Source organism: Caulobacter sp. NIBR1757 (assembly GCF_027912495.1).
In the GTDB taxonomy this organism is placed as follows: Bacteria; Pseudomonadota; Alphaproteobacteria; order Caulobacterales; family Caulobacteraceae; genus Caulobacter.
The window spans coordinates 382280-401036 of sequence record NZ_CP115463.1; the positions used below are offsets into that span (position 1 = coordinate 382280).

Sequence of the window (18757 nt, forward strand, 5' to 3'; positions counted from 1 at the left end):
GGGCCCGGTCTGGCATACTGAAACGCATAGGAGAAATTATCCCGATGTCCCTGGTTCCCTTCGATGATCGTGACGGCTGGATTTGGCTGGACGGGCAATTTGTGCCCTGGCGCGACGCGAAGGTGCACGTACTGACCCATGGTCTCCATTACGCCTCCTCGGTCTTCGAGGGTGAGCGGATGTACAACGGCGAGATTTTCGAACTGCGCGCCCACACCGAGCGGCTGTTCAAATCAGCCGAGATCCTGGACTTCAGGATCCCCTTCACGGTGGAGGAGATCGACGAGGCCTGCAAGCAGACCTGCGAGAAGAACGGCCTGACCGACTGCTACATCCGCCCCATCGCCTGGCGCGGCAGCGAGATGATCGGCGTCTCGGCCCAGCAGACGAAGATCCACGTGGCCATCGCCGTGTGGGACTGGCCCAGCTACTTCGACCCGGAAGAGAAGAAGCGCGGCATCCGCCTCGCCCACGCCCTCTACCGCCGCCCGGACCCGGCGACCGCCCCGACCGACGCCAAGGCGGCCGGCCTCTACATGATCTGCACCATCTCCAAGCATGCCGCTGAGCGTGACGGCTACGCTGACGCCCTGATGCGGGACTACCGGGGCTATATCGCCGAGGCGACCGGCGCCAATGTCTTCTTGGTGCGCGACGGCGTGATCCATACTCCGACCCCGGACGCCTTCCTGAACGGCATTACCCGCCAGACGGTGATGAAACTGGCCGGAGAGCGCGGCTACCAGATCATCGAGCGCCACATCCCGTTCGAGGAGCTGGGCACGTTCAGCGAGTTGTTCATCACCGGCACCGCCGCCGAAGTGACGCCGGTCGCCGAGGTCGGCGAGTTCCGCTTCACCCCGGGGACCATCTCCCTGACCCTGATGGACGACTACGCCAGGCTGGTTCGCGGGCAGGTCCCGGCGATGGCCTGATACGGTCCTTCTCCCGCTTGTCGGGAGAAGGTGGCCCCGAAGGGGTCGGATGAGGGCAGCGCCGGCTTCGACCGGGCTGCCATTTTCCTTTGAGGCTAGTTGATCAACCGCGCTTCGAGCTCCGCCAGCCGTGTCCGCGACCCCTGCAGTTCGGCGCCGTAGCGTTGCGGGTCCTCCGCCGCCAGGGCGCCGGCCAGTTCGACGCTCTCGCGGTAGAGGTCCAGGGCCCGCACGCGGTGGCCGCGGTCCTCGCGGGCGTCGGCCAGACGTTCGAGGGCGATGCTCAGGGCCCGGCGGTCGAGACGGCGGGCGCCGTGGTTGGCGATCAGCTTGCGGCGCAGGGCGACGGCGTCCTCATAGGCGCCGAGGGCGGCGTCGAGGCGGCCCTCGTCGGTGGCCATGTCGCCGACGTTGATCAGCGCCCCGGCCAGATCGGCGGCGGCCACCGGATCGGCCGGCTCGATCTCATGCAGCAGCCGGGCGTAGGACAGGGCGTGGCCATAGGCCTCGGCGGCGTCCTCGATACGCCCCTGGCCGCGGGCGAAATCGCCGAGGTCCTGGGCGGCGACCATGCGGTCGTGATGGGTCAGGGCCAGCTTCGGCAGGCGCTTCAGCATCTCCCCCGCCTCGCCCCACTTCTCTTCGCGGGCCTTGATCTTCAGCGAGGCGCGCAGCTGGCCGAAGGTTTCCTGCGGCGGACCCTGCGGATCGGGCCCGGGGGCCACCGGCGGCAGGTCGCGGCGCACGGGTGCAACAGCCACATCAACCGGCCCAGCGCGCACCGGCTCGGCCACCGGGGTCGGCGGCGCGGCGGTGATCGGGAAGGGCGAGGGACCGGGCGCGGTCGGCGCCAGGTTCAGTTTCAGATCCGGCGGCGGGTCCGGGTTGAGCACCGGCTGACCGACGGGCGGATCGTCGGCGAAGGTGATGGGCCGATCCACGCCGACCGGCAGCGACCGCCGGCTCTTGTTGCGGCTCGGCCAGAGGTTGACCAGCACGGCAAGGCCGCCGAGGCCCAGGGCGCCCCAGCCGATCAGCGGCCGCAGGGACTCGAAGTCCGCCAGGTCGAGGCCGGGCACGGCCGGCCCGATATTGCCGACCAGCGGCCGAACCACCATCCAGCCGGCGGCGGCGATCAGCAGCCCCAGCACCAGTCCGATGAGCCTTGCGGCCATGATCGACACTCCCCGTCCCCTACAGTGACGGGAAAAGGGGTCTGCATTCAAGCCGGCGTCAAAACCCCACAACTGAGGGGGGAAGTTCGTTAACGGGCGCGACCGCCCGACGGGCGCCGGGCGGTCAAACTGCCTTTAAAACAGCCAGCTCATGGGTCGGGGATAGGCTTCGTCCCGCGCCAGGTAGGTCGCGCCCAGCACCAGCCGGATGTACTTCCAGACCAGCAGGGCGGGCCCGAAGACGCCCAGGATGACCAGGCCCAGGATCAAGGCCGGGATACCGACCAGCACGAACGACAGGATGAACCCGACCACGGTCAGGCCCAGACCGACCAGCACCCAGCCGATGCTGAGCCAGAAGGTGCGGATCAGCAGGGTGTAGTGGGTCTCCATCCGCGGACCGGCTCCGCCGCGCTGGGCGTAGGCGATGACCAGGCCGATCAGGGTGGTCAGGAAACCGGTGAAGGGCCCGATGAAATAGAGGCCGTAGATCACCGAGGGGATGACGCGGTCCTCGTGCGATCGGGCAACGCTGACAGTGTCAGTCATCGTGGGGTTTCTTGCTCCGTTGGCGCCGGAAGTGGCGCATGGGCTTAATGTTGGGACCCGGCGGCCGTTCCGCAAATTAATACGCTGTCACCCCAGCAGCCCCGGCGGAATAGCCAGCGGGTCGAAGCGTCCCGCCCGCCGATCCAGCCAGGGGACCAGGGCCAGGGCGAGGATGGCGACGAAGGCCATGTGCGAGGCCAGGGCCAGGCCGATGTCGATCTGCCCGGCCAGGGCCGCGAAGCCGCCGACCGCCAGGGCCCCACTGCCGAGAAGGACGGCCGCGCCGATCACCGTGCCCATGGTGGCCATGGCCGGAACCGTGAACCGGGCCGTCGGACTGGCCTGCGCCGTCGCCTTCGCCAGGGCGGCCACGAAGGGGGCGAAGGTCTCGGGGGCCGGGGTGGCTTTCAGAGAGAGGGCCTGGCCGGAGTAGACGCCCAGCTGGCCGCGCGGCAGGCCGAGGATGGCCCCCGCCGCCAGCCGTCCCCGGGCCGGGGTCAGGTGCAGGCGGCGCACGGTATTCAGCGCCACCCGCCGTTCGCGCTTGCCGCGCTGTTCGATGAGGACGCCGTCCTCCAGCCGCCAGGTGGTCAGCGGCTGCATCGGACCAAGCCTGGCCGAATGGGCGATCAGGCCCGCACCACGGTGATTTCCACGCCGGCGCCGGCCGCATGCGGGGCCAGGGCTTGCGGCTTGTCGACGCGAATGCGGGCGCGGGTGACGCGCGGATCGGCCATGACGCGGCCGGCCAGATGTTCGGCGTAGACCTCGACCAGCTCGATATGGCCCTCGTCGGCCACGGCCTTGGCGGCGGCGACGATGGTCTCGTAGTTGACGGTGTCGGCCAGCCGGTCGGCCCCCGACCAGGCGACGTCCAGCTCGACATCGACGACCAGAGGCTGGGTGCGGCCCCGCTCGTGGGGATAGACTCCGACTTCGGCGTCGATCTGTATGCCGTGGACGAAGATCTTGCTGACCACGACCTTGCCAGAAGGATGGGGGCCGGTCAGCATCGGTTGAGAGTCTGAATAGGTGGCGGGCAATACGGCCATGACGGCCCCTCTAGCCGGAGACAATGTCGGGCGTGCGCCAGCCGAGATGCTGGCCCGCGTCCACGGCGATCATCTGGCCGGTCACTGACGGTGCGTCAATCAGATAGCGCAGGGCGGCGGCGATCTCGTCCGGATCGACCGGCTTGCCGAGCAGGGTTCCGGCGACCTCCGCCTCGAACTCGCCGGGGACCTGATGCACCGACGGCAGGGTCGGGCCCGGCCCGATGCCGTTGACCCGGATGTGGGGGGCCAGGGCCTGGGCCATGGTCCTGGTCGCCGACCAGAGGGCGGCCTTGCTGAGGGAATAGCTGAAGAACTGCGGATTGGGCCGCAGCACCCGCTGGTCCAGGATGTTGACGATCAAGCCGTTGGTCCCGCGTGGCAGCCGCAGGGCGAAGGCCTGCGACAGCAGCACCGGCGCCGTAAGGTTCACCGCCAGATGGGCGTTCAGCCCGTTGGCGTTGAGGCTGTTCAGGCTGTCGTCCTCGAACAGCGAGGCGTTGTTGATCAGCAGGGTCACGGGTCCCAGCCGGCCGGCGGCGTCGAGCAGGGCCGAGGCGGTGACGGGATCGGCCAGATCGCCGGTCAGGGTCAGACAGTTGACGCCCAGCGCCGCCGCCTCCTGGGCCAGGCTGTCGGCGTCTTCGGGATGGCTGCGGTGATGGATGGCCAGGTCATATCCGGCGCCCGCCGCGGCGAGGGCCAGGCCGCGGCCGATGCGGCGCGCGGCGCCGGTGACGAGGGCGACGCCCCTCACGGCCTGGACCGTCCTCAGTCGAGCCGGCCGAACTCGTAGAGGTTCAGGGCGCCGAGGGCGACCACGAACAGGACGATGATGCCGATGGCGATATAGCCGGTCATGGCTTTGGCTCCGCGATTTCGTTGCGGCGGTCCTAGCGCCGCCGGGCGGGGCGGGCAAGCGATTGCGCGCGGGGCCGGGCTGGCTCAAGCTGGCCTCATGCTCTGGCGCCGCGCCGTCGAACCCTTCGCCCGTCCCTTCGTCTTCGCCTGGTTCAAGCTGGCGCGCGGCCTGACGCTTGGGGTGCGCGGCATCGTGCTGGACAGCGAGGGCCGCGTCCTGCTCATCGAGCACACTTATGTCGAGGGATGGCACCTGCCCGGCGGCGGCGTCGAGAAGGCCGAGACGGCCGAGACCGCCCTGGCCCGCGAACTTGTCGAGGAGGCGGGGGTGCGGCTGACCGGGCCGCCGAGGCTGGTCTCGATCCACTCCAACCATGCGCACCATCCGAACGACCATGTGCTGACCTACCTGTGCCCGGCCTGGGAGCCATGCCCGGCGACCTCGAAGGGCGAGATCGCGCAGGTGGGGTGGTTCGCCCTGGACGCCCTGCCGGACACGCTGCGGCCGGGCCATCGACGGCGGATCGAGGAGGCCCTTCTGAGCGCCGAGTTGGCGCCGGTGTGGTGAGGGCTGAGAAATCAGCGGATTCAAACTCTCCCCCCACTTTCGCGGGGGGAGAGTTGATGTTGCGCGCGCCGGCGGGCTTACTGGCCGCAAAACAATACAGGGAGCCTCGCCATGTCCTGGATCGCAACCTCGGCCTTCTCGAAGATCGCGGTGGGCATCGACCGGCCTGAGGATGTGGTCGTCGGCAAGGATGGGCGCGTCTTTGCCTCCGACCACCAGTGCGCGGTGGCCGAGATCCACCCGGACGGCAGCTTCACCCGCATGGGTCCGGCCGGCGGCGCGCCCAACGGCATCAACATGGACCCCCAGGGCCGCATCCTGATCGCCAATTTCGGCATCTACGACCGCGTCGAGGGGCCCCTGCAGCGCTTCGACCCGGCCACCGGAAGCCACGAGACCCTGCTGGCCGAAGTCGGCGGCAAGCGGCTGACCAGCTGCAACTATCCGGTCATGGACCGGGCCGGGAACATCTGGTGCGCCAACTCCACCCACGCCGAGACCTGGCCCCAGGCCCTGGACGGCCGCACCGACGGCTTCATCTTCGTGCTGCGTCCGGACGGCAGTTCGGAGATCGTCGCCGAGGGCCTGAAGTTTCCCAACGGCATGGCGCTGAGCGCGGACGACAAGACCCTCTACTGCGCCCAGACCAGCGGCGCCGACGTCCTGGCCTTCGACATCCTGCCCGGCGGCAAGCTTGGCCCCGGCCGGCGTTATGGCCCCATCCTCGGGCGGTTGATGGGGCCGGGAGACGATGTGGTCGCGGCCGCGGCGGCGGCCCAGCACCACGACGATCTCGGCTACACCGACGGCGTCGGCCTGGACGCCGAGGGCAACCTCTGGGTCTGCCTGCCGGCCGCCAACAAGGTCGTGGCCATCAGCCCCTCGGGCCAGGTCGAGACCGTCTGCCACGACCCCTCCGGCGCCCTGATCAACCACCCGACCAACATCACCTGGGGCGGGGACGACCTGCGCGACCTCTACATCGGCTCGATCCGCGCCGACTATGTGCTCAAGGCCCGCTCGCCCGTGCCGGGCCTGGCGATGATCCACCAGCGATAGGCGAAGTCGGCTCTTCCAGCGTCGGCGCCAATCCGTCTAGGTTGTCAGCCGCCGACGCCGGTCGGGCGGGGGACGATGAGCAGAGTGAGTGTGGGTTTGCAGTCCGACAATCCCGGCTTGGAGCCGCTGGCCTACCACCGGCAGGTGGTCGCCTATCTGAAGGCGGCGGAGCCGGCCGTCTGGGCCTGGGCTTCCTCGCTTGGCGTCCAGGAACAGCATGCGCGGGAACTGCGCGCCGACCTGCTGCGCGAGACCTATCGGCTGACGCCCGACAGCCATGGCCCGGTCTATGCCGCCTGCGAGACGGTCATGGCGCGCCTCGGCCTTTCCGCCGAAACCACGCTCTATCAGGCCGGCGACGGCGCCATGAACGCCCAGCTGCGGTTCCTGCCGGGCGAGGCCCATGTGGTCTTCCACGGGCCGGTGCTCGAGCGGCTGGACGAGGGCGAGCTGGCCGCCCTGCTGGGGCATGAGCTGTCCCACTACGGCCTGTGGTCCGCCGACGGCGGCGACTTCCACACCGCCGCCCGCATCCTCGACCACACCCTGGCCGATCCGGGCGCCTCGCCGAGCCATATCGAGACCGCCCGGCTCTACAGCCTGCACACCGAACTGTTCGCCGACCGGGGCGGGGCCCTGGCGGCCGGCGAGGCGGGGCCGGCGATCTCGACCCTGGTCAAGGTGCAGACGGGCCTGGCCAGTGTCGATCCGGCCGCCTATCTGGGCCAGGCGGGCGAACTGGAAGCGGCCGACGCCTCGGTCTCCCAGGCCTATTCCCACCCCGAAATCTACCTGCGGGCCCAGGCCATCGACAAATGGTGGCGGCGTGATCCGGACCTCGAGGCCTGGCTTCGGCGACGGCTGCACGGCCCGCTCAGCCTCGACCGCTTCGACCTGTCCGACCAGCAGGCGCTGACCGCCCTGACCCGCCGCTTCATCGCCCGCTTCCTGGCCGACGAAGAGCTGCAGAGCGACACCGTGCTGACCCAGGTCCGGGCCTATTTCCCCGACTGGACCGCCGCCGAGCCGGCCGCCGCCGATGACGAGCTGACCCCGGAGCGGATCGACGACAGCGTCCGCGGCTATCTGAACTACGTCATGCTCGACCTGGCCATCGCCGATCCCGACACGCGCGACCACGCCCTTGCCCGGGCCCTGCGCCAGGCCCAGGCGATGGGCGGCAAGGACGCCTTCCTGGCCGCGCTGAAGGCCGACGCGGGCCTTCCCAAGAGCGAGATCACGTCGCTGTCGCGCGGCCTTGGCAAGGGCGGCGCCAGATGAGCGACACGCCCCTCGACGAGCCCGTCACGCTGCGCACCGTCAGCCGCACCCAGCGTGGCCTGAAGCTGCCGACCGACGATGTGCTGTTCTGCCTGCTGCCCCTGCTGCGCCAGGTCGCCGCCCTGCACGGCCACGGCCGTGTCGCCGAGCTCGGCCCCGACAGCCTGAGCGCCGGCGCCGACGGCATCCTTGGCCTCAAGAGCCCGGACGGGCGGCTGCCGCGCCTCAACATCGACGCCGTGCGCCGGGTGCAGCCCAGCGCCGGTTCGGCCCTCAACATTGTCGGCGAGCTGCGGGTGACCATCGACGCCGAGGATGGCCAGGCGGTCGAGGACCTGCTGGCCCAGACCGATGCCGACGCCCCGGTCACAAAGCCGGTCTATCTGCCCGACCTGGCGGCTTGGGAGCATGCGCTCGGCCACCACGACGAGATCACCGACATCTTCCAGCTGGGCCTGATCCTGGCCAGTCTCGCCTGCGGTCTCGATTTCGGCGACGAGAACGACCTCAAGGCCTTCGCCGCCCGCCGCGACAACCTGTTCAGCCTCAATGGATCGCTCAACCCGGTGATCGCCGGGGTCATCCTGGAAATGACCGCGCTCAACCGCCACCAGCGGGCCACCGACCTGAACGCCCTGATCGGCCGACTGGAAACCTGGCGCGACCAGCCCGTCGGGCTGGAGGTGCAGCGGGTGCTGGCCGCGGCCACCGGGGTTCGCAACCGTCGCACGGCGGTGCTGTCCCACCTGCGCGACCGCCTGTTCGATCTCTCGCGCCGCAACCGGCTGCTGCACTTCAAACCGACCCAGGCCAGCGTCAACCTGACGGTGGCCAGCGTGCCGATGGTGCTGCGCATCGAGAGCATCAAGCCCGAGCAGCTCTGCACCTGGGGCGGCGCCTTCGCCCAGGCCGTCACCTCGGGCAAGCCGATGGCCCTGCAGAGCTGGCTGCGCTTCGAGGACCAGCCCTATCTGCCGGGCTCCCTGGACCGGCTGATCCAGGAGACCCGCCGCGACCGGGCCGACTACGGCTTCAGCAACCTGCGGCTGGTCGTGGCCTTCCTGCGCTGGAACAATCTGAAGGAGGCGCCGGACGAGCGCATCCTCTCGCCCCTGCTCTGGCTGCCGGTGACGCTGGTCAAGAAGAAGGGGGTCCGCGACCAGTACATCCTGGAGGCCGAGGACGGCGAGGCGGAGTTCAATCCCGCCCTGCGCCATCACCTGCGTCAGCTCTACGACATCCGCCTGCCGGAGACGGTCGATCTCAATGAGGTCTCGGTCGAGCAGATCCACGCCGACCTGCAGGCCCAGATCAGGCAGTCGGAGCCGGGCGTCGAGTTGCGCCTGCAGACCAAGCCCGCCATCCAGCTGATCCACCAGAAGGCGGTGCAGCGGCTGCGCCAGTTCCAGAAGGGCCGCGGCCGCGCCGCCAGCCGCCGGGCGGCGGCGGGCAAGCCGGACTTCAGCTACGACCGGGCCGACTACCGGCCGCTGGGCCTGGCCCTGTTCCGCCAGCGGGTGCAGCCCTCGGCCCTGCCCCTGCGCGGGGCGGTGGGCGCCAGCTTCGAGTCCAATCCCCGCTACATGGTCGCCCCGGCCAGCGAGATCGAGCACGCCACCTTCAGCCTGCCGCAGGATGACGGCCACCGCTACGCCTGGGACTTCGACCTCACCCAGGTCACCCTGGCCAACCTCAACTACCGCAAGATGTCGCTGGTCCGCGACTACAGCCAGCTGGTCGACGAGGGGACCGAGAACCCGGCCTTCGACCGCATCTTCTCGATCGAGCCCCGCGACATCGAGACCGGCGCGCCGCCGGCCATCCCCCTGGCCGAGCAGTGGAACGTCATCGCCGCCGACGCCACCCAGACCGCCGCCGTCGCCCTGTCCCGCACGGGCCGCAGCTTCATCATCCAGGGGCCGCCCGGCACCGGCAAATCCCAGACCATCACCAACCTGATCGCCGACTATGCGGCGCGGGGCAAACGGGTGCTGTTCGTCTGCGAGAAGCGGGCGGCGCTCGACGTCGTCTTCCACCGGCTGCGGCAGGCGGGCCTCGACGACCTCTGTTGCCTGATCCACGACAGCCAGACCGACAAGAAGGCCTTCGTCCTCAATCTCAAGGACAGCTATGAGCGCTGGACCAAGGGCGGCGACCGGCGTGAACGCCTGTTGCAGGGACGCGGCGCCACGGTTGACCGCCTGGCCGAGGCCCTGGATCGCATCGAGCGCTTCGAACAGGCCATGCGGGCCGCGCCCGAAAGCCTGGGCGGCAGCGTCCGCGCCCTGCTGCACCGGGCCATGGAACTGCCACCGCCGGACGGCGGATTGAACGCGGTCGAGCGCGAGCGGCTGCCGACCCACGGCGACTGGCGCCGTCATCGCGGCCTGATCAGCCGCCTCTACCAGCAGCTGGCCGAGCGCACGGGGTCCGCCAGCCTGGCCGCCCATCCGTTCGCGCGGCTGTCCGGCGCCCTGCTGGCCAACGATCAGGCCTTCGGAGCCATCAGCCGCCTGCTTGACGCCCTGGAAGCCCTGCTCGACGAGCTCGATCCGGTGCTGGAGGATTCCGCCCGGCTGATCTCGGCTGACACCGGCCTGGAGGAGGCGGCCGCCCTGGCCGAAGCCTCCGCCGCCTTCGTGCAATCGGGTCTGGCCGGCCACCTGGCCCTGCTGGACCCGACCTCGACCGCCGCCGCCGATCTGCGCCAGGCGCGGGCCGGTCTTCAGGGCGTCGTCGATCGCCAGTCCGAAACCGGCAAGGCGGTGGTTCACTGGCGCGAGCCACTGAGCCCCGACGACACCCAGTCGGCCCTGGCCATCGCCCGGCGGCTTGAGCCCTCCTTCCTGAAGGTCTTCAACCCCGGCTGGTGGAAGCTGAAGGGCGAGATCGGGCGTCGCTACGATTTCAGCCAGCATGCTGTTCAGACGCCTGTGGTGAAGGTGCTGGAAGGCCTCGCCGCCGACCAGGCCGCCGTCGCCGCCCTTTCGGCGGAGCGCGCCGGCCTGGCCGCCCGCTATGGGGTGCGCGATCTCGACGCCCTGCTCGCCGCCACCGACGACATCACCGCCAGGCTGCCCGGCTCGCCCCTGCTGCGCCGGCTGAAGGACCGGCTGGCGGCCGCGCCAGATCCGGCCGCCGCGGCCCGCGCCGAGGCGGCGGCGGGGCCGGCCCTGGCCAATCTCAAGGCCCGGGCGGCGACGCTCGATCTGCCGGCCGGGTTCACGCTCGGGGCCCTGGCCGAATGGGTCCGCGACATGCGCGAGGGGCTGGACGACCTCGTCGATCTCATCCCCGTGCTGGGCGAGGCGCATCGGGCCGGCCCGGCCGTCATCGGCATGCTGCAGAGCCACGACCTGCCGATGCTCCAGCTTGAGGCGCAGGTGGTCGCTGAATCCCTCGCCCGCCTGCTGCGCCGCGATCCGGAACTGGCCCGCTTCGACGCCCGCGCCCTGGCCGAGGCCAGCCAGCGGGCCCTGCGCGCCGAACGCCGCCTGTTCGACCAGAACGCCGAGGCCGTGCGCGCCACCCTGCATCGGCAGTTTCTCGACAACGTCAAGCGCGCCGCCCTGTCCGTCACCCAGCTGGACGAGCGCGGCAAGGCGTTCAAGAAGCGCTATGCCGGCGGCCGGCGCGAGCTGGAGCATGAGTTCGGCAAGTCGATGCGCTATCGCTCGGTCCGCGAACTGGCCAGCGGCGACAGCGGCCTGGTGATCAATGATCTCAAGCCCATCTGGCTGATGAGCCCGTTGTCGGTCTCGGACACCCTGCCGCTGGTCGGCGACCTGTTCGACGTGGTGATCTTCGACGAGGCCAGCCAGATTCCGACCGAGGAGGCTGTGCCGGCCCTGAGCCGCGCCCGCCAGGTGGTCATCGTCGGCGACGAGATGCAGCTGCCGCCGACCAGCTTCTTCAGCGCCGCCCTCGACGAGGAGGACGAACAGGTGGCGGCCGAGGAAGACGGTGAGCGAATCACCATCAGCCTCGACGCCGACAGCCTGCTCAGCCAGTCGGCCCGCAACCTGCCGGCCACCCTGCTGGCCTGGCACTACCGCAGCCGCTACGAAAGCCTGATCAGCTTCTCCAACGCCGCCTTCTACGAGGGCCGGCTGATCACCATCCCGGACCGCGACACCGGGCTGGAAGCCGGCGAGACATCGTCCCTGCGCTCGGACGACGAGGCGGCGGCGGCGCGCGGCGCGGATGCGCTGATGGCGCGGCCGCTGAGCTACCATCGCATCGAGGACGGGGTGTATCTGGCGCGCGGCAACCAGCCTGAGGCCCACTATATCGCCGGCCTGGTGCGCGAGCTGCTGAAGCGGGAAACCGGCCTCAGCCTGGGCATCGTCGCCTTTTCCGAGGCCCAGCAGGGCGAGATCGAGGACGCTCTCGAAGCCCTGGCCGAGGAGGACGCCGATTTCGCCGCGCGGCTGGAGCGGGAGTACGTCCGCGAGGACGACGACCAGTTCAACGGCCTGTTCGTCAAGAACCTGGAGAATGTGCAGGGCGACGAGCGGGACATCATCCTGCTCAGCATCTGCTATGCCCCGGGTCCCGACGGCCGCATGCTGATGAACTTCGGGCCCATCAACCAGCGCGGCGGCGAGAAGCGGCTGAACGTCATCTTCAGCCGCGCCAAGCACCGCATGGCGGTGATCTCGACCATCGGCGCCGAGGCCATCACCAACACCCACAACGACGGCGCCGCCGCCCTGAAGGCCTTCCTGTCCTACGCCGAGGCCAGCGCCCGGGGCGAGGCGGACCGGTCCCAGAGCGTGCTGGCCGCCCTCAATCCCGGGGCGCGCGACGCCTTCGCCCTGGACGCCCCGGCCGATGTCTACCGGGCGGGTCTGGCGCGGGCCCTGCGGCGCCGGGGCCATGCGGTCGACGAGCATGTCGGCCGCTCGCAGTTCCGCTGCGACCTGGCCATCCGGGATCCGGCCGGCGGGGGCTATGCCCTGGGCGTCCTGCTCGACGGCGGCCCGGCCGCGGCCGGCGAGGTGCGGGAACGCTACGTCTTCCGCCCGGCCGTGCTGGCCGGCTTCGGATGGCGGCTGGTCGACATCCCGTCGGCCGACTGGGTGCGCAATCCCGAAGGTGTCATCGCCCGCATCGAGGCCCGGCTGGCCGGCCAGGACGATCCGCCCCTTCCCGACGATGATGACGAGCCGGAGGCGGTTCAGCCCGAACCGGAAGCGCCCGCGGACGAGACGGTCGCCCGCCTGGCCGAGGGCGTGCGCGAGTTCCGCTTCCAGGAGGGCGGCTCGAACAAGTTCTGGCGTATCGGCGCCCAGGGGCTGGAGGTGACGGTCGCCTACGGCCGTATCGGGACCAAGGGCCAGGTGATGGTCAAGACCTGGGACACGCCCGAGCGCGCCCGACGCGAGGTGGACAAGCTGGTCGAGGAGAAGCTGCGCAAGGGCTACCAGGAAGTCGAGGTTTGATCGGGTGAGAGCGGTCGGGATCCTCCTCCTCACAGGTCTGTTTCTGGCGGCCGGCTGTTCGCAGCCTTCGATCGCCAATCTCTGTGAGAACACGGAGATTAGCCGGGTCAGCAGCCCGGACGGCCGTCATGACGCCGTCCTCTTCGAGCGCAGTTGTGGCGCGACGACCGGCTTTTCGAGCCAGGTGTCCATTGTCCGTCACGCCGCAAAGGTTGACGGATCGGGCAATGTCGTGGTCCTGGATGATGATCAGGGCGCGGCGCCGGCCGCCGCCTGGGGGGGCCCGGATGTCGATCTGGGCTGGACGGCCGCGGATCAGCTGGTTGTGCGCCACCATCCGTCGGCGCGGGTGAGCGGCAGCCGGAAGATGGTCGATGGCGTGGCGATTGTCAGGGTTGCCGACCTGGAGGACCGGACGGCGCCCTGAAGCTAAGTCCCTGACAACATTCGCAAAGCGTCCATACGTCGCATCAATGCTGCCCGGCGAGCGCCTCATTTCGAGGATACAAGCCGCCCTGCATCATCCCCCTCCCCAGAGAATTGGTCCCATAGTGCAGCGTAAAACTTCGAAGGGCTGGCGCTCGGCGCTGGCCCAGACGGTCGGGCTCGTGCTCGTCTTCACCCCGGTTACCGCCCTCGCCGTGGCCGGCAAGGGCCCGCCCGGCCCCCGCGCCGGCAGCCCGATGGCCCGCCTGATCAAGGCGGTGAACCCCAGGGCCAACCTGCCCGCCCCGATGGTCAGCAAGATCGTCTGGAGCGGCCTCGACATCGACGGCGACGGGGCCGGCGACTTCGTCAACCCGACCGGCCAGGCCCCGCGCCTGCACGACGCCTTCGGCTTTGGTGAGTTCGGCGCCTCCCGCGACGGCGGCTCCCGCCAGCATGAGGGCGTCGACTATACCGCCCGGGCCGACCAGGCCGTGGCCGCCCCGATCAGCGGGTTCGTGACCAAGATCGGCTACGCCTACGGAGGGGACACCTCGCTGAAGTTCATCGAGATCACCAACCCGGCCCTCGGCTATGTCGCCCGCGCCTTCTACGTCGATCCCGACGTCGTGGTCGGAGACGCGGTGCGGCTGGGCCAGAGCATCGGCACGGTGGCCAGCCTGCAGTCACACTATCCCGGCATCACCGACCATGTGCACCTCGAGGTCATGAAGGCCGGTGAACGGCTCAATGCCGAGACCCTGATCGTGGCCAGGACGATCCGGGTGAAGGCCAGGTCGGCGAACGGGTAGGGCCCTCTGACGTCCGGTATTGCGATCATTTTCTCTTCTCTGTCATCCTCCGGCCGCGTAGCGGACCGGGGGACCCAAGCCGTCTCCTGAAGGACTCCCGGCAATTTTCACGCGGAAAGTTGGGTCCCCCGGCTCCCGCTTCGCGGGCCCGGAGGATGACAGGTTTTGCGGAAGCGAACGGCCAGCATACCAATCCTTCGATTGTGCGTTAGGTTGGGCTCATGGATGAGTCCCCGCCCTTTCCAGGCCCGGGTCAGGGCCGCACGCGGGATCTGACCCAGGGCCCGATCGCCCGCACACTGGCCAGTTTCGCCCTTCCGGTGCTGGGCACCAGCGTCCTGCAATCGCTGAACGCCTCGATCAACTCGGTCTGGGTCGGCCGCTTCCTCGGCGAGGCGGCGCTCGCGGCGACCTCCAACGCCAACCTGGTCCTGTTCCTGATGATCGGCACGGTGTTCGGGGTCGGCATGGCGGCGACCATCGTCGTCGGCCAGTCGATGGGCCGGCGCGACCTGGTCATGGCCAAGCGGGCGGTCGGCACGTCCGTCGCCTTCTTCAGCATCATCTCGGTGCTGTTCGCGGTCGGCGGCTGGCTGGGGACGGACGCCATCCTGCGGGCCATGGGCACGCCGCACGACGCCCTGCCGCTGGCCGGGGCCTATCTGCGGGTCATCTTCCTGGCCCTGCCGCTGATGAACTTCTCGACCCTGGTCATGACCCTGCTGCGCGGGGCCGGCGATTCCCGCACGCCCTTCCTGTTCAGCATCCTGGCGGTCAGCCTCGACATGGCCTTCAACCCGGTGCTGATCCTCGGCCTCGGCCCCTTTCCGAGGATGGGCATCGCCGGGGCCGCCATGGCCACCCTGATCAGCCAGGGCGTCGCCCTGGTCGCCCTGGTCGTGCTGCTCTACGCCCGCAAGCATCCCCTGCGGCTGGCAGGACCGGACCTCGCCTATCTCAAGCTCGACGCCGGCCTGATCCGCACCCTGGTCGGCAAGGGACTTCCCATGGGGCTGCAGATGATCGTCATCTCGGCCTCGGCCCTGATCGTCATGAGCCTGGTCAATTCCTTCGGCTCGCGCACCGCCGCCGCCTACGGGGTCGCCGCCCAGCTGTGGACCTATGTGCAGATGCCGGCCCTGTCGATCGGGGCCGCGGTCTCCTCGATGGCGGCCCAGAACGTCGGGGCCGGCCTCTGGGACCGGGTGGCCCGGGTCACCCGCGCCGGCATCGTCTTCAACATCATCCTGACCGGGGCGATGGTGGCGGTGCTCTACGTCGCCGCCCCCCTGGTGCTGGGCCTCTTCCTGCCGGTCGACAGCGCCGCCGTCGCCATCGCCACCCATATCAACCAGCTGGTGGTGTGGACCTTCATCCCGTTCGGCGTGACCATCGTGCTGTTGGCCACCGTCCGGGCGACGGGTGACGTCTGGCCGCCGCTGATCATCCTGACGCTGTCCATCATTCTGGTCCGCGTCCCCTTCGCCTATCTCCTCGAGCCGATCTGGGGCCCCGACGCGGTCTGGTGGAGCTTCGCCTTCGGCTCGGCCGTCGCCCTGGCCCTGTCGGGCGCCTACTACAAGGCCGGCCGCTGGAAGAAGGCCCAGATGCTGGGCGACCGCCCGGCCATGGGCGAACCGCCGGACACCGGCCACGGGCTGCCCCGCGAGCGGGCGATGGACGGGGTCAACCTTTCGGGGCCGGAATCGCCAGCGTCACCACCAGCCCCGAAGGCTCCCAGGCCTGAGACAGTGTAGCGGCCATCTGCCGGGCCAGCTGGGTCATCAGCCGTGAGCCGAACCCGGGCCGGCTCGGGGGCGAGACCGGCGGCCCGCCGCTCTCGCGCCAGCTCAGGTCGATGGCCCCGTCCTCGCCGAGGGTCCAGGCGATGGCGACCCGGCCCGCCGCGGTCGACAGCCCGCCGTACTTGCTGGCGTTGGTCGCCAGCTCATGGATCAGCATGCTGACCGGCTGGGTCTGCTCGGGGCTGAGGCGAACGGTCGGTCCCTGCAGGCTGTAGCGTTCCGGCGTCGCCAACGCCGTCATCGCCTCGTCGACCAGCTCCTGCAGCGGCGCGCCTTCCCAGCGCCGGTCGGCCAGCGCCCCCTGGGCCCGGGCCAGGGCGTTGACCCGCCCGAACACCGCTTCCTTGTAGGTCTCCAGGTCCGGCCCCTCGGTCAGCCGCACGATGGCCTGGACGACGGCCAGCGCATTGCGGCTGCGGTGATCCACCTCCCGGGTCAGCAGTTCGCGGGCCTGCTCGGCCTTCCGCCGCTCGGTGATGTCGTGCAGCGACACGCCGATGCCGCCGTCGATCATCGGGGTGATGCGGATTTCGACCCAGCGGTCCGGCCGCCAGCGGGAAGGGCTCTCGAACGCCGCGCCCTTGCGGCCGTCCATGGCCCGCTTGCAGACGGTCTCGAACGGGGTGCCGATGCCCTGCGGGAAGACCTCCCACATGTTCTTGCCCAGCACCTGGTCACGGGTGACGCCGAAGTACTGCTCTGCGGCGCCGTTGAAGATGACGTAGGTCCACTCCGGGCTGACGGCGTAGAAGGCGTCGGAGATGGACTCCAGGACGGCTTCGAGACGCAGGTCTGGCGGGGGAATGGACAGGGGGAGACGCTCCGAACTTGCCCGACCCTACCGAGAATGGCGCAGGGCGTCACCGGGTATGCGCGGACGAACCATCAGTTCCTCCCCCATCGGGGGAGGTGGCAGCGGCGCAGCCGCTGACGGAGGGGGTCACCGCGGACGTCTGCGACGATGCTGGCCCGGCCGCCGGTGGGGACCCCCTCCACCCCGCGCGTATCCGCGCGCGGTCCCCCTCCCCCGATGGGGGAGGACCTGTCATGCCCGCAGCCGATACCCCGTCTTGAAAATCCACCAGATCGCCACCAGGCACAGCGCCATGAACGCCAGCGTCGCGGCGATGCTGACCCCGACACCGACGTCCGACACCCCGTAGAAACTCCAGCGGAAGCCGCTGACCAGATAGACCACCGGGTTGAACAGGGTGATCTTCTGCCAGACCTCCGGCAGCATGCTGATCGAATAGAAGCTTCCCCCTAAGAAGGTCAGCGGGGTGACGATCAGCATCGGCACGATCTGCAGCTTCTCGAAGCCGTCGGCCCAGATGCCGATGACGAAGCCGAACAGGCTGAAGGTGAAGGCGGTCAGCACCAGGAAGCCGAACATCAGGACCGGGTGCTGGATCTCGTAGGGCACGAAGAACCGCGCGGTGATCAGGATGATCAGTCCCAGCAGGATCGACTTGCTGGCCGCCGCCCCGACGTAGCCGCAGACCACCTCGAACCAGCTGATCGGGGCCGACAGGACCTCGTAGATCGTCCCGCTCCACTTGGGCATGTAGATGCCGAAGCTGGCGTTGGAGATGCTTTCCGTCAGCAGGCTGAGCATCAGCAGGCCGGGGATGATGTAGGCGCCGTAGGGCACCCCGTCGATCTCGCCCATGCGGCCGCCGATGGCGCTGCCGAAGACCACGAAATAGAGGCTGGTCGACAGGACGGGTGAGGCGATCGACTGCATCAACGTCCGGAACGTCCGGTGCATCTCGAACAGGTAGATGGCGCGGATGGCGTGGATGTTCATTGGCCGCTCCGGGCGTCGCTGTGCACCAGGGAGACGAAGATCTCCTCCAGGCTGGACTGGTGGGTCTTGAGGTCCTTGAAGTCGATCCCCAGGCCGCTGAGGCGGCGGATCAGGGCGGCGATGCCGGTCTCCTCGGCCTGGGCGTCGAAGCTGTAGATCAGGTCCTGGCCGTCGGCGCTCAGCTCCAGCGCCTCCCCGGCCAGTTCAGGCGGCAGGGCCTGCAGCGGCGCCTGCAGATGCAGGGTCAGCTGCTTCTTGCCGAGCTTGCGCATCAGGGTGGTCTTGTCCTCGACCAGCACGATGCGGCCCTTGCTGATCACCCCCACCCGGTCGGCCATCTCCTCGGCCTCCTCGATGTAGTGGGTGGTCAGGATGATGGTGACGCCGGTCTCGCGCAGCTTGCCGATCATCTGCCACATGTCGCGGCGCAGCTCGACATCGACCCCGGCGGTCGGCTCGTCGAGGAAGAGGATGCGCGGCTCGTGGCTCAGCGCCTTGGCGATCATCACCCGACGCTTCATGCCGCCGCTCAGGGTCATGATCTTGTCGTTGCGCTTTTCCCAGAGGCTGAGGTCGCGCAGGATCTTCTCGATGTAGGCCGGGTTGGGGGCCTTGCCGAACAGGCCGCGGCTGAACTTCACCGTGTCGATCACCGCCTCGAAGGCGTCGGTGCTGAGCTCCTGCGGCACCAGGCCGATCTTGGTGCGCGCCGAGCGGTAGTCCTTCGAGATGTCATGCCCGTCGGCGATCACCCGGCCTTCCGTCGCATTGACGATGCCGCAGATGATGCTGATCAGGGTGGTCTTGCCCGCCCCGTTCGGGCCCAGCAGGGCGAAGATCTCGCCCGGGCGGATGTCGAGGTTCACGTCGGTCAGGGCCGCGTGGCCTGTCGCATAGCGTTTCGACAGGTCGGTTATCGAGATGATCGGTTGCAACGGCTTCCCCAGCGTCTGAGGCCTGCAGGTAGGGTGTCCGGCGCCGTT

Annotated in this window: 16 protein-coding genes; 8 read left to right on the plus strand and 8 right to left on the minus strand. The window is 69.4% G+C overall.

Translation table 11 applies throughout. From position 1 onward, the window contains the following. Positions 1-44 precede the first annotated feature (44 nt). Positions 45-935, plus strand: coding sequence for a branched-chain amino acid aminotransferase (locus O5I81_RS01930; RefSeq protein ID WP_271067255.1), 891 nt, complete (start codon positions 45-47; stop codon positions 933-935). A 95-nt stretch (positions 936-1030) separates the two neighbouring features. Here O5I81_RS01930 and O5I81_RS01935 read toward each other — a convergent pair whose 3' ends face one another. The 5 genes from O5I81_RS01935 to O5I81_RS01955 form a co-directional block, all read right to left on the minus strand. Further along, positions 1031-2110 carry a tetratricopeptide repeat protein gene (locus O5I81_RS01935; protein WP_271067256.1) on the minus strand — a complete coding sequence of 360 codons (1080 nt, stop codon included), beginning with the start codon at positions 2108-2110 and terminating at the stop codon, positions 1031-1033. A gap of 135 nt (positions 2111-2245) precedes the next feature. Continuing rightward, complete coding sequence (locus O5I81_RS01940; RefSeq protein ID WP_271067257.1) at positions 2246-2659, minus strand: hypothetical protein; 414 nt, start codon at positions 2657-2659, stop codon at positions 2246-2248. An 87-nt stretch (positions 2660-2746) separates the two neighbouring features. Then, entirely contained in the window at positions 2747-3262 is a 516-nt protein-coding gene (locus tag O5I81_RS01945) for a hypothetical protein (RefSeq protein WP_271067258.1), read from the minus strand. A gap of 26 nt (positions 3263-3288) precedes the next feature. After that, entirely contained in the window at positions 3289-3672 is a 384-nt protein-coding gene (folB, locus tag O5I81_RS01950) for a dihydroneopterin aldolase (RefSeq protein ID WP_271069088.1), read from the minus strand. A 49-nt stretch (positions 3673-3721) separates the two neighbouring features. Next, positions 3722-4468 carry an SDR family oxidoreductase gene (locus O5I81_RS01955; protein ID WP_271067259.1) on the minus strand — a complete coding sequence of 249 codons (747 nt, stop codon included), beginning with the start codon at positions 4466-4468 and terminating at the stop codon, positions 3722-3724. A 201-nt stretch (positions 4469-4669) separates the two neighbouring features. On the opposite strand from O5I81_RS01955, the gene O5I81_RS01960 reads away from it, so the two are divergent. The 7 genes from O5I81_RS01960 (at position 4670) to O5I81_RS01990 (ending at position 15919) form a co-directional block, all read left to right on the plus strand. Then, on the plus strand, positions 4670-5140 hold the full coding sequence (locus O5I81_RS01960) for an NUDIX domain-containing protein (RefSeq protein ID WP_271067260.1): 471 nt from the start codon (positions 4670-4672) through the stop codon (positions 5138-5140). A gap of 111 nt (positions 5141-5251) precedes the next feature. Next, positions 5252-6199, plus strand: coding sequence for an SMP-30/gluconolactonase/LRE family protein (locus O5I81_RS01965; protein WP_271067261.1), 948 nt, complete (start codon positions 5252-5254; stop codon positions 6197-6199). Positions 6200-6274: 75 nt separating this feature from the next. Further along, positions 6275-7480, plus strand: coding sequence for a M48 family metalloprotease (locus O5I81_RS01970; RefSeq protein WP_271067262.1), 1206 nt, complete (start codon positions 6275-6277; stop codon positions 7478-7480). Beyond that, positions 7477-12924, plus strand: coding sequence for an AAA domain-containing protein (locus O5I81_RS01975; RefSeq protein ID WP_271067263.1), 5448 nt, complete (start codon positions 7477-7479; stop codon positions 12922-12924). Before O5I81_RS01970 ends, O5I81_RS01975 begins: the two co-directional genes overlap by 4 nt. Before the next feature lie 4 nt (positions 12925-12928). Then, the gene (locus O5I81_RS01980; RefSeq protein WP_271067264.1) at positions 12929-13351 is read left to right on the plus strand and encodes a hypothetical protein; all 423 of its coding nucleotides are present in this window, start codon (positions 12929-12931) and stop codon (positions 13349-13351) included. Positions 13352-13475: 124 nt separating this feature from the next. Then, positions 13476-14162 (plus strand): M23 family metallopeptidase, encoded by a 687-nt coding sequence (locus tag O5I81_RS01985; RefSeq protein WP_271067265.1) that lies wholly within the window; start codon positions 13476-13478, stop codon positions 14160-14162. Positions 14163-14383: 221 nt separating this feature from the next. Beyond that, a complete protein-coding gene (locus O5I81_RS01990; RefSeq protein ID WP_271067266.1) occupies positions 14384-15919 on the plus strand; it encodes an MATE family efflux transporter in 1536 nt (511 codons plus the stop codon). Here O5I81_RS01990 and O5I81_RS01995 read toward each other — a convergent pair. From O5I81_RS01995 to O5I81_RS02005, 3 genes are all read right to left on the minus strand, one after another. Continuing rightward, the gene (locus tag O5I81_RS01995) at positions 15849-16778 is read right to left on the minus strand and encodes an HWE histidine kinase domain-containing protein (protein ID WP_348637298.1); all 930 of its coding nucleotides are present in this window, start codon (positions 16776-16778) and stop codon (positions 15849-15851) included. The genes O5I81_RS01990 and O5I81_RS01995 overlap by 71 nt on opposite strands. Positions 16779-17012: 234 nt before the next feature. Next, the gene (locus O5I81_RS02000) at positions 17013-17774 is read right to left on the minus strand and encodes an ABC transporter permease (RefSeq protein WP_271067267.1); all 762 of its coding nucleotides are present in this window, start codon (positions 17772-17774) and stop codon (positions 17013-17015) included. Further along, a complete protein-coding gene (locus O5I81_RS02005; protein ID WP_271067268.1) occupies positions 17771-18709 on the minus strand; it encodes an ABC transporter ATP-binding protein in 939 nt (312 codons plus the stop codon). The genes O5I81_RS02000 and O5I81_RS02005 overlap by 4 nt, the downstream gene beginning before the upstream one ends. Between the last annotated feature and the right edge of the window lie 48 nt (positions 18710-18757).

Excerpts from the sequence above, each read along its gene's own strand:
- O5I81_RS01960 (WP_271067260.1), top strand. The coding sequence starts at position 4,670 with ATGCTCTGGCGCCGCGCCGTCGAACCCTTCGCCCGTCCCTTCGTCTTC.
- O5I81_RS01990 (WP_271067266.1), top strand. The coding sequence starts at position 14,384 with ATGGATGAGTCCCCGCCCTTTCCAGGCCCGGGTCAGGGCCGCACGCGG.
- O5I81_RS02000 (WP_271067267.1), bottom strand. The coding sequence starts at position 17,774 with ATGAACATCCACGCCATCCGCGCCATCTACCTGTTCGAGATGCACCGG.
- O5I81_RS01975 (WP_271067263.1), top strand. The coding sequence starts at position 7,477 with ATGAGCGACACGCCCCTCGACGAGCCCGTCACGCTGCGCACCGTCAGC.
- folB (WP_271069088.1), bottom strand. The coding sequence starts at position 3,672 with ATGCTGACCGGCCCCCATCCTTCTGGCAAGGTCGTGGTCAGCAAGATC.
- O5I81_RS01945 (WP_271067258.1), bottom strand. The coding sequence starts at position 3,262 with ATGCAGCCGCTGACCACCTGGCGGCTGGAGGACGGCGTCCTCATCGAA.
- O5I81_RS01970 (WP_271067262.1), top strand. The coding sequence starts at position 6,275 with ATGAGCAGAGTGAGTGTGGGTTTGCAGTCCGACAATCCCGGCTTGGAG.
- O5I81_RS01930 (WP_271067255.1), top strand. The coding sequence starts at position 45 with ATGTCCCTGGTTCCCTTCGATGATCGTGACGGCTGGATTTGGCTGGAC.
- O5I81_RS01935 (WP_271067256.1), bottom strand. The coding sequence starts at position 2,110 with ATGGCCGCAAGGCTCATCGGACTGGTGCTGGGGCTGCTGATCGCCGCC.
- O5I81_RS01965 (WP_271067261.1), top strand. The coding sequence starts at position 5,252 with ATGTCCTGGATCGCAACCTCGGCCTTCTCGAAGATCGCGGTGGGCATC.
- O5I81_RS01940 (WP_271067257.1), bottom strand. The coding sequence starts at position 2,659 with ATGACTGACACTGTCAGCGTTGCCCGATCGCACGAGGACCGCGTCATC.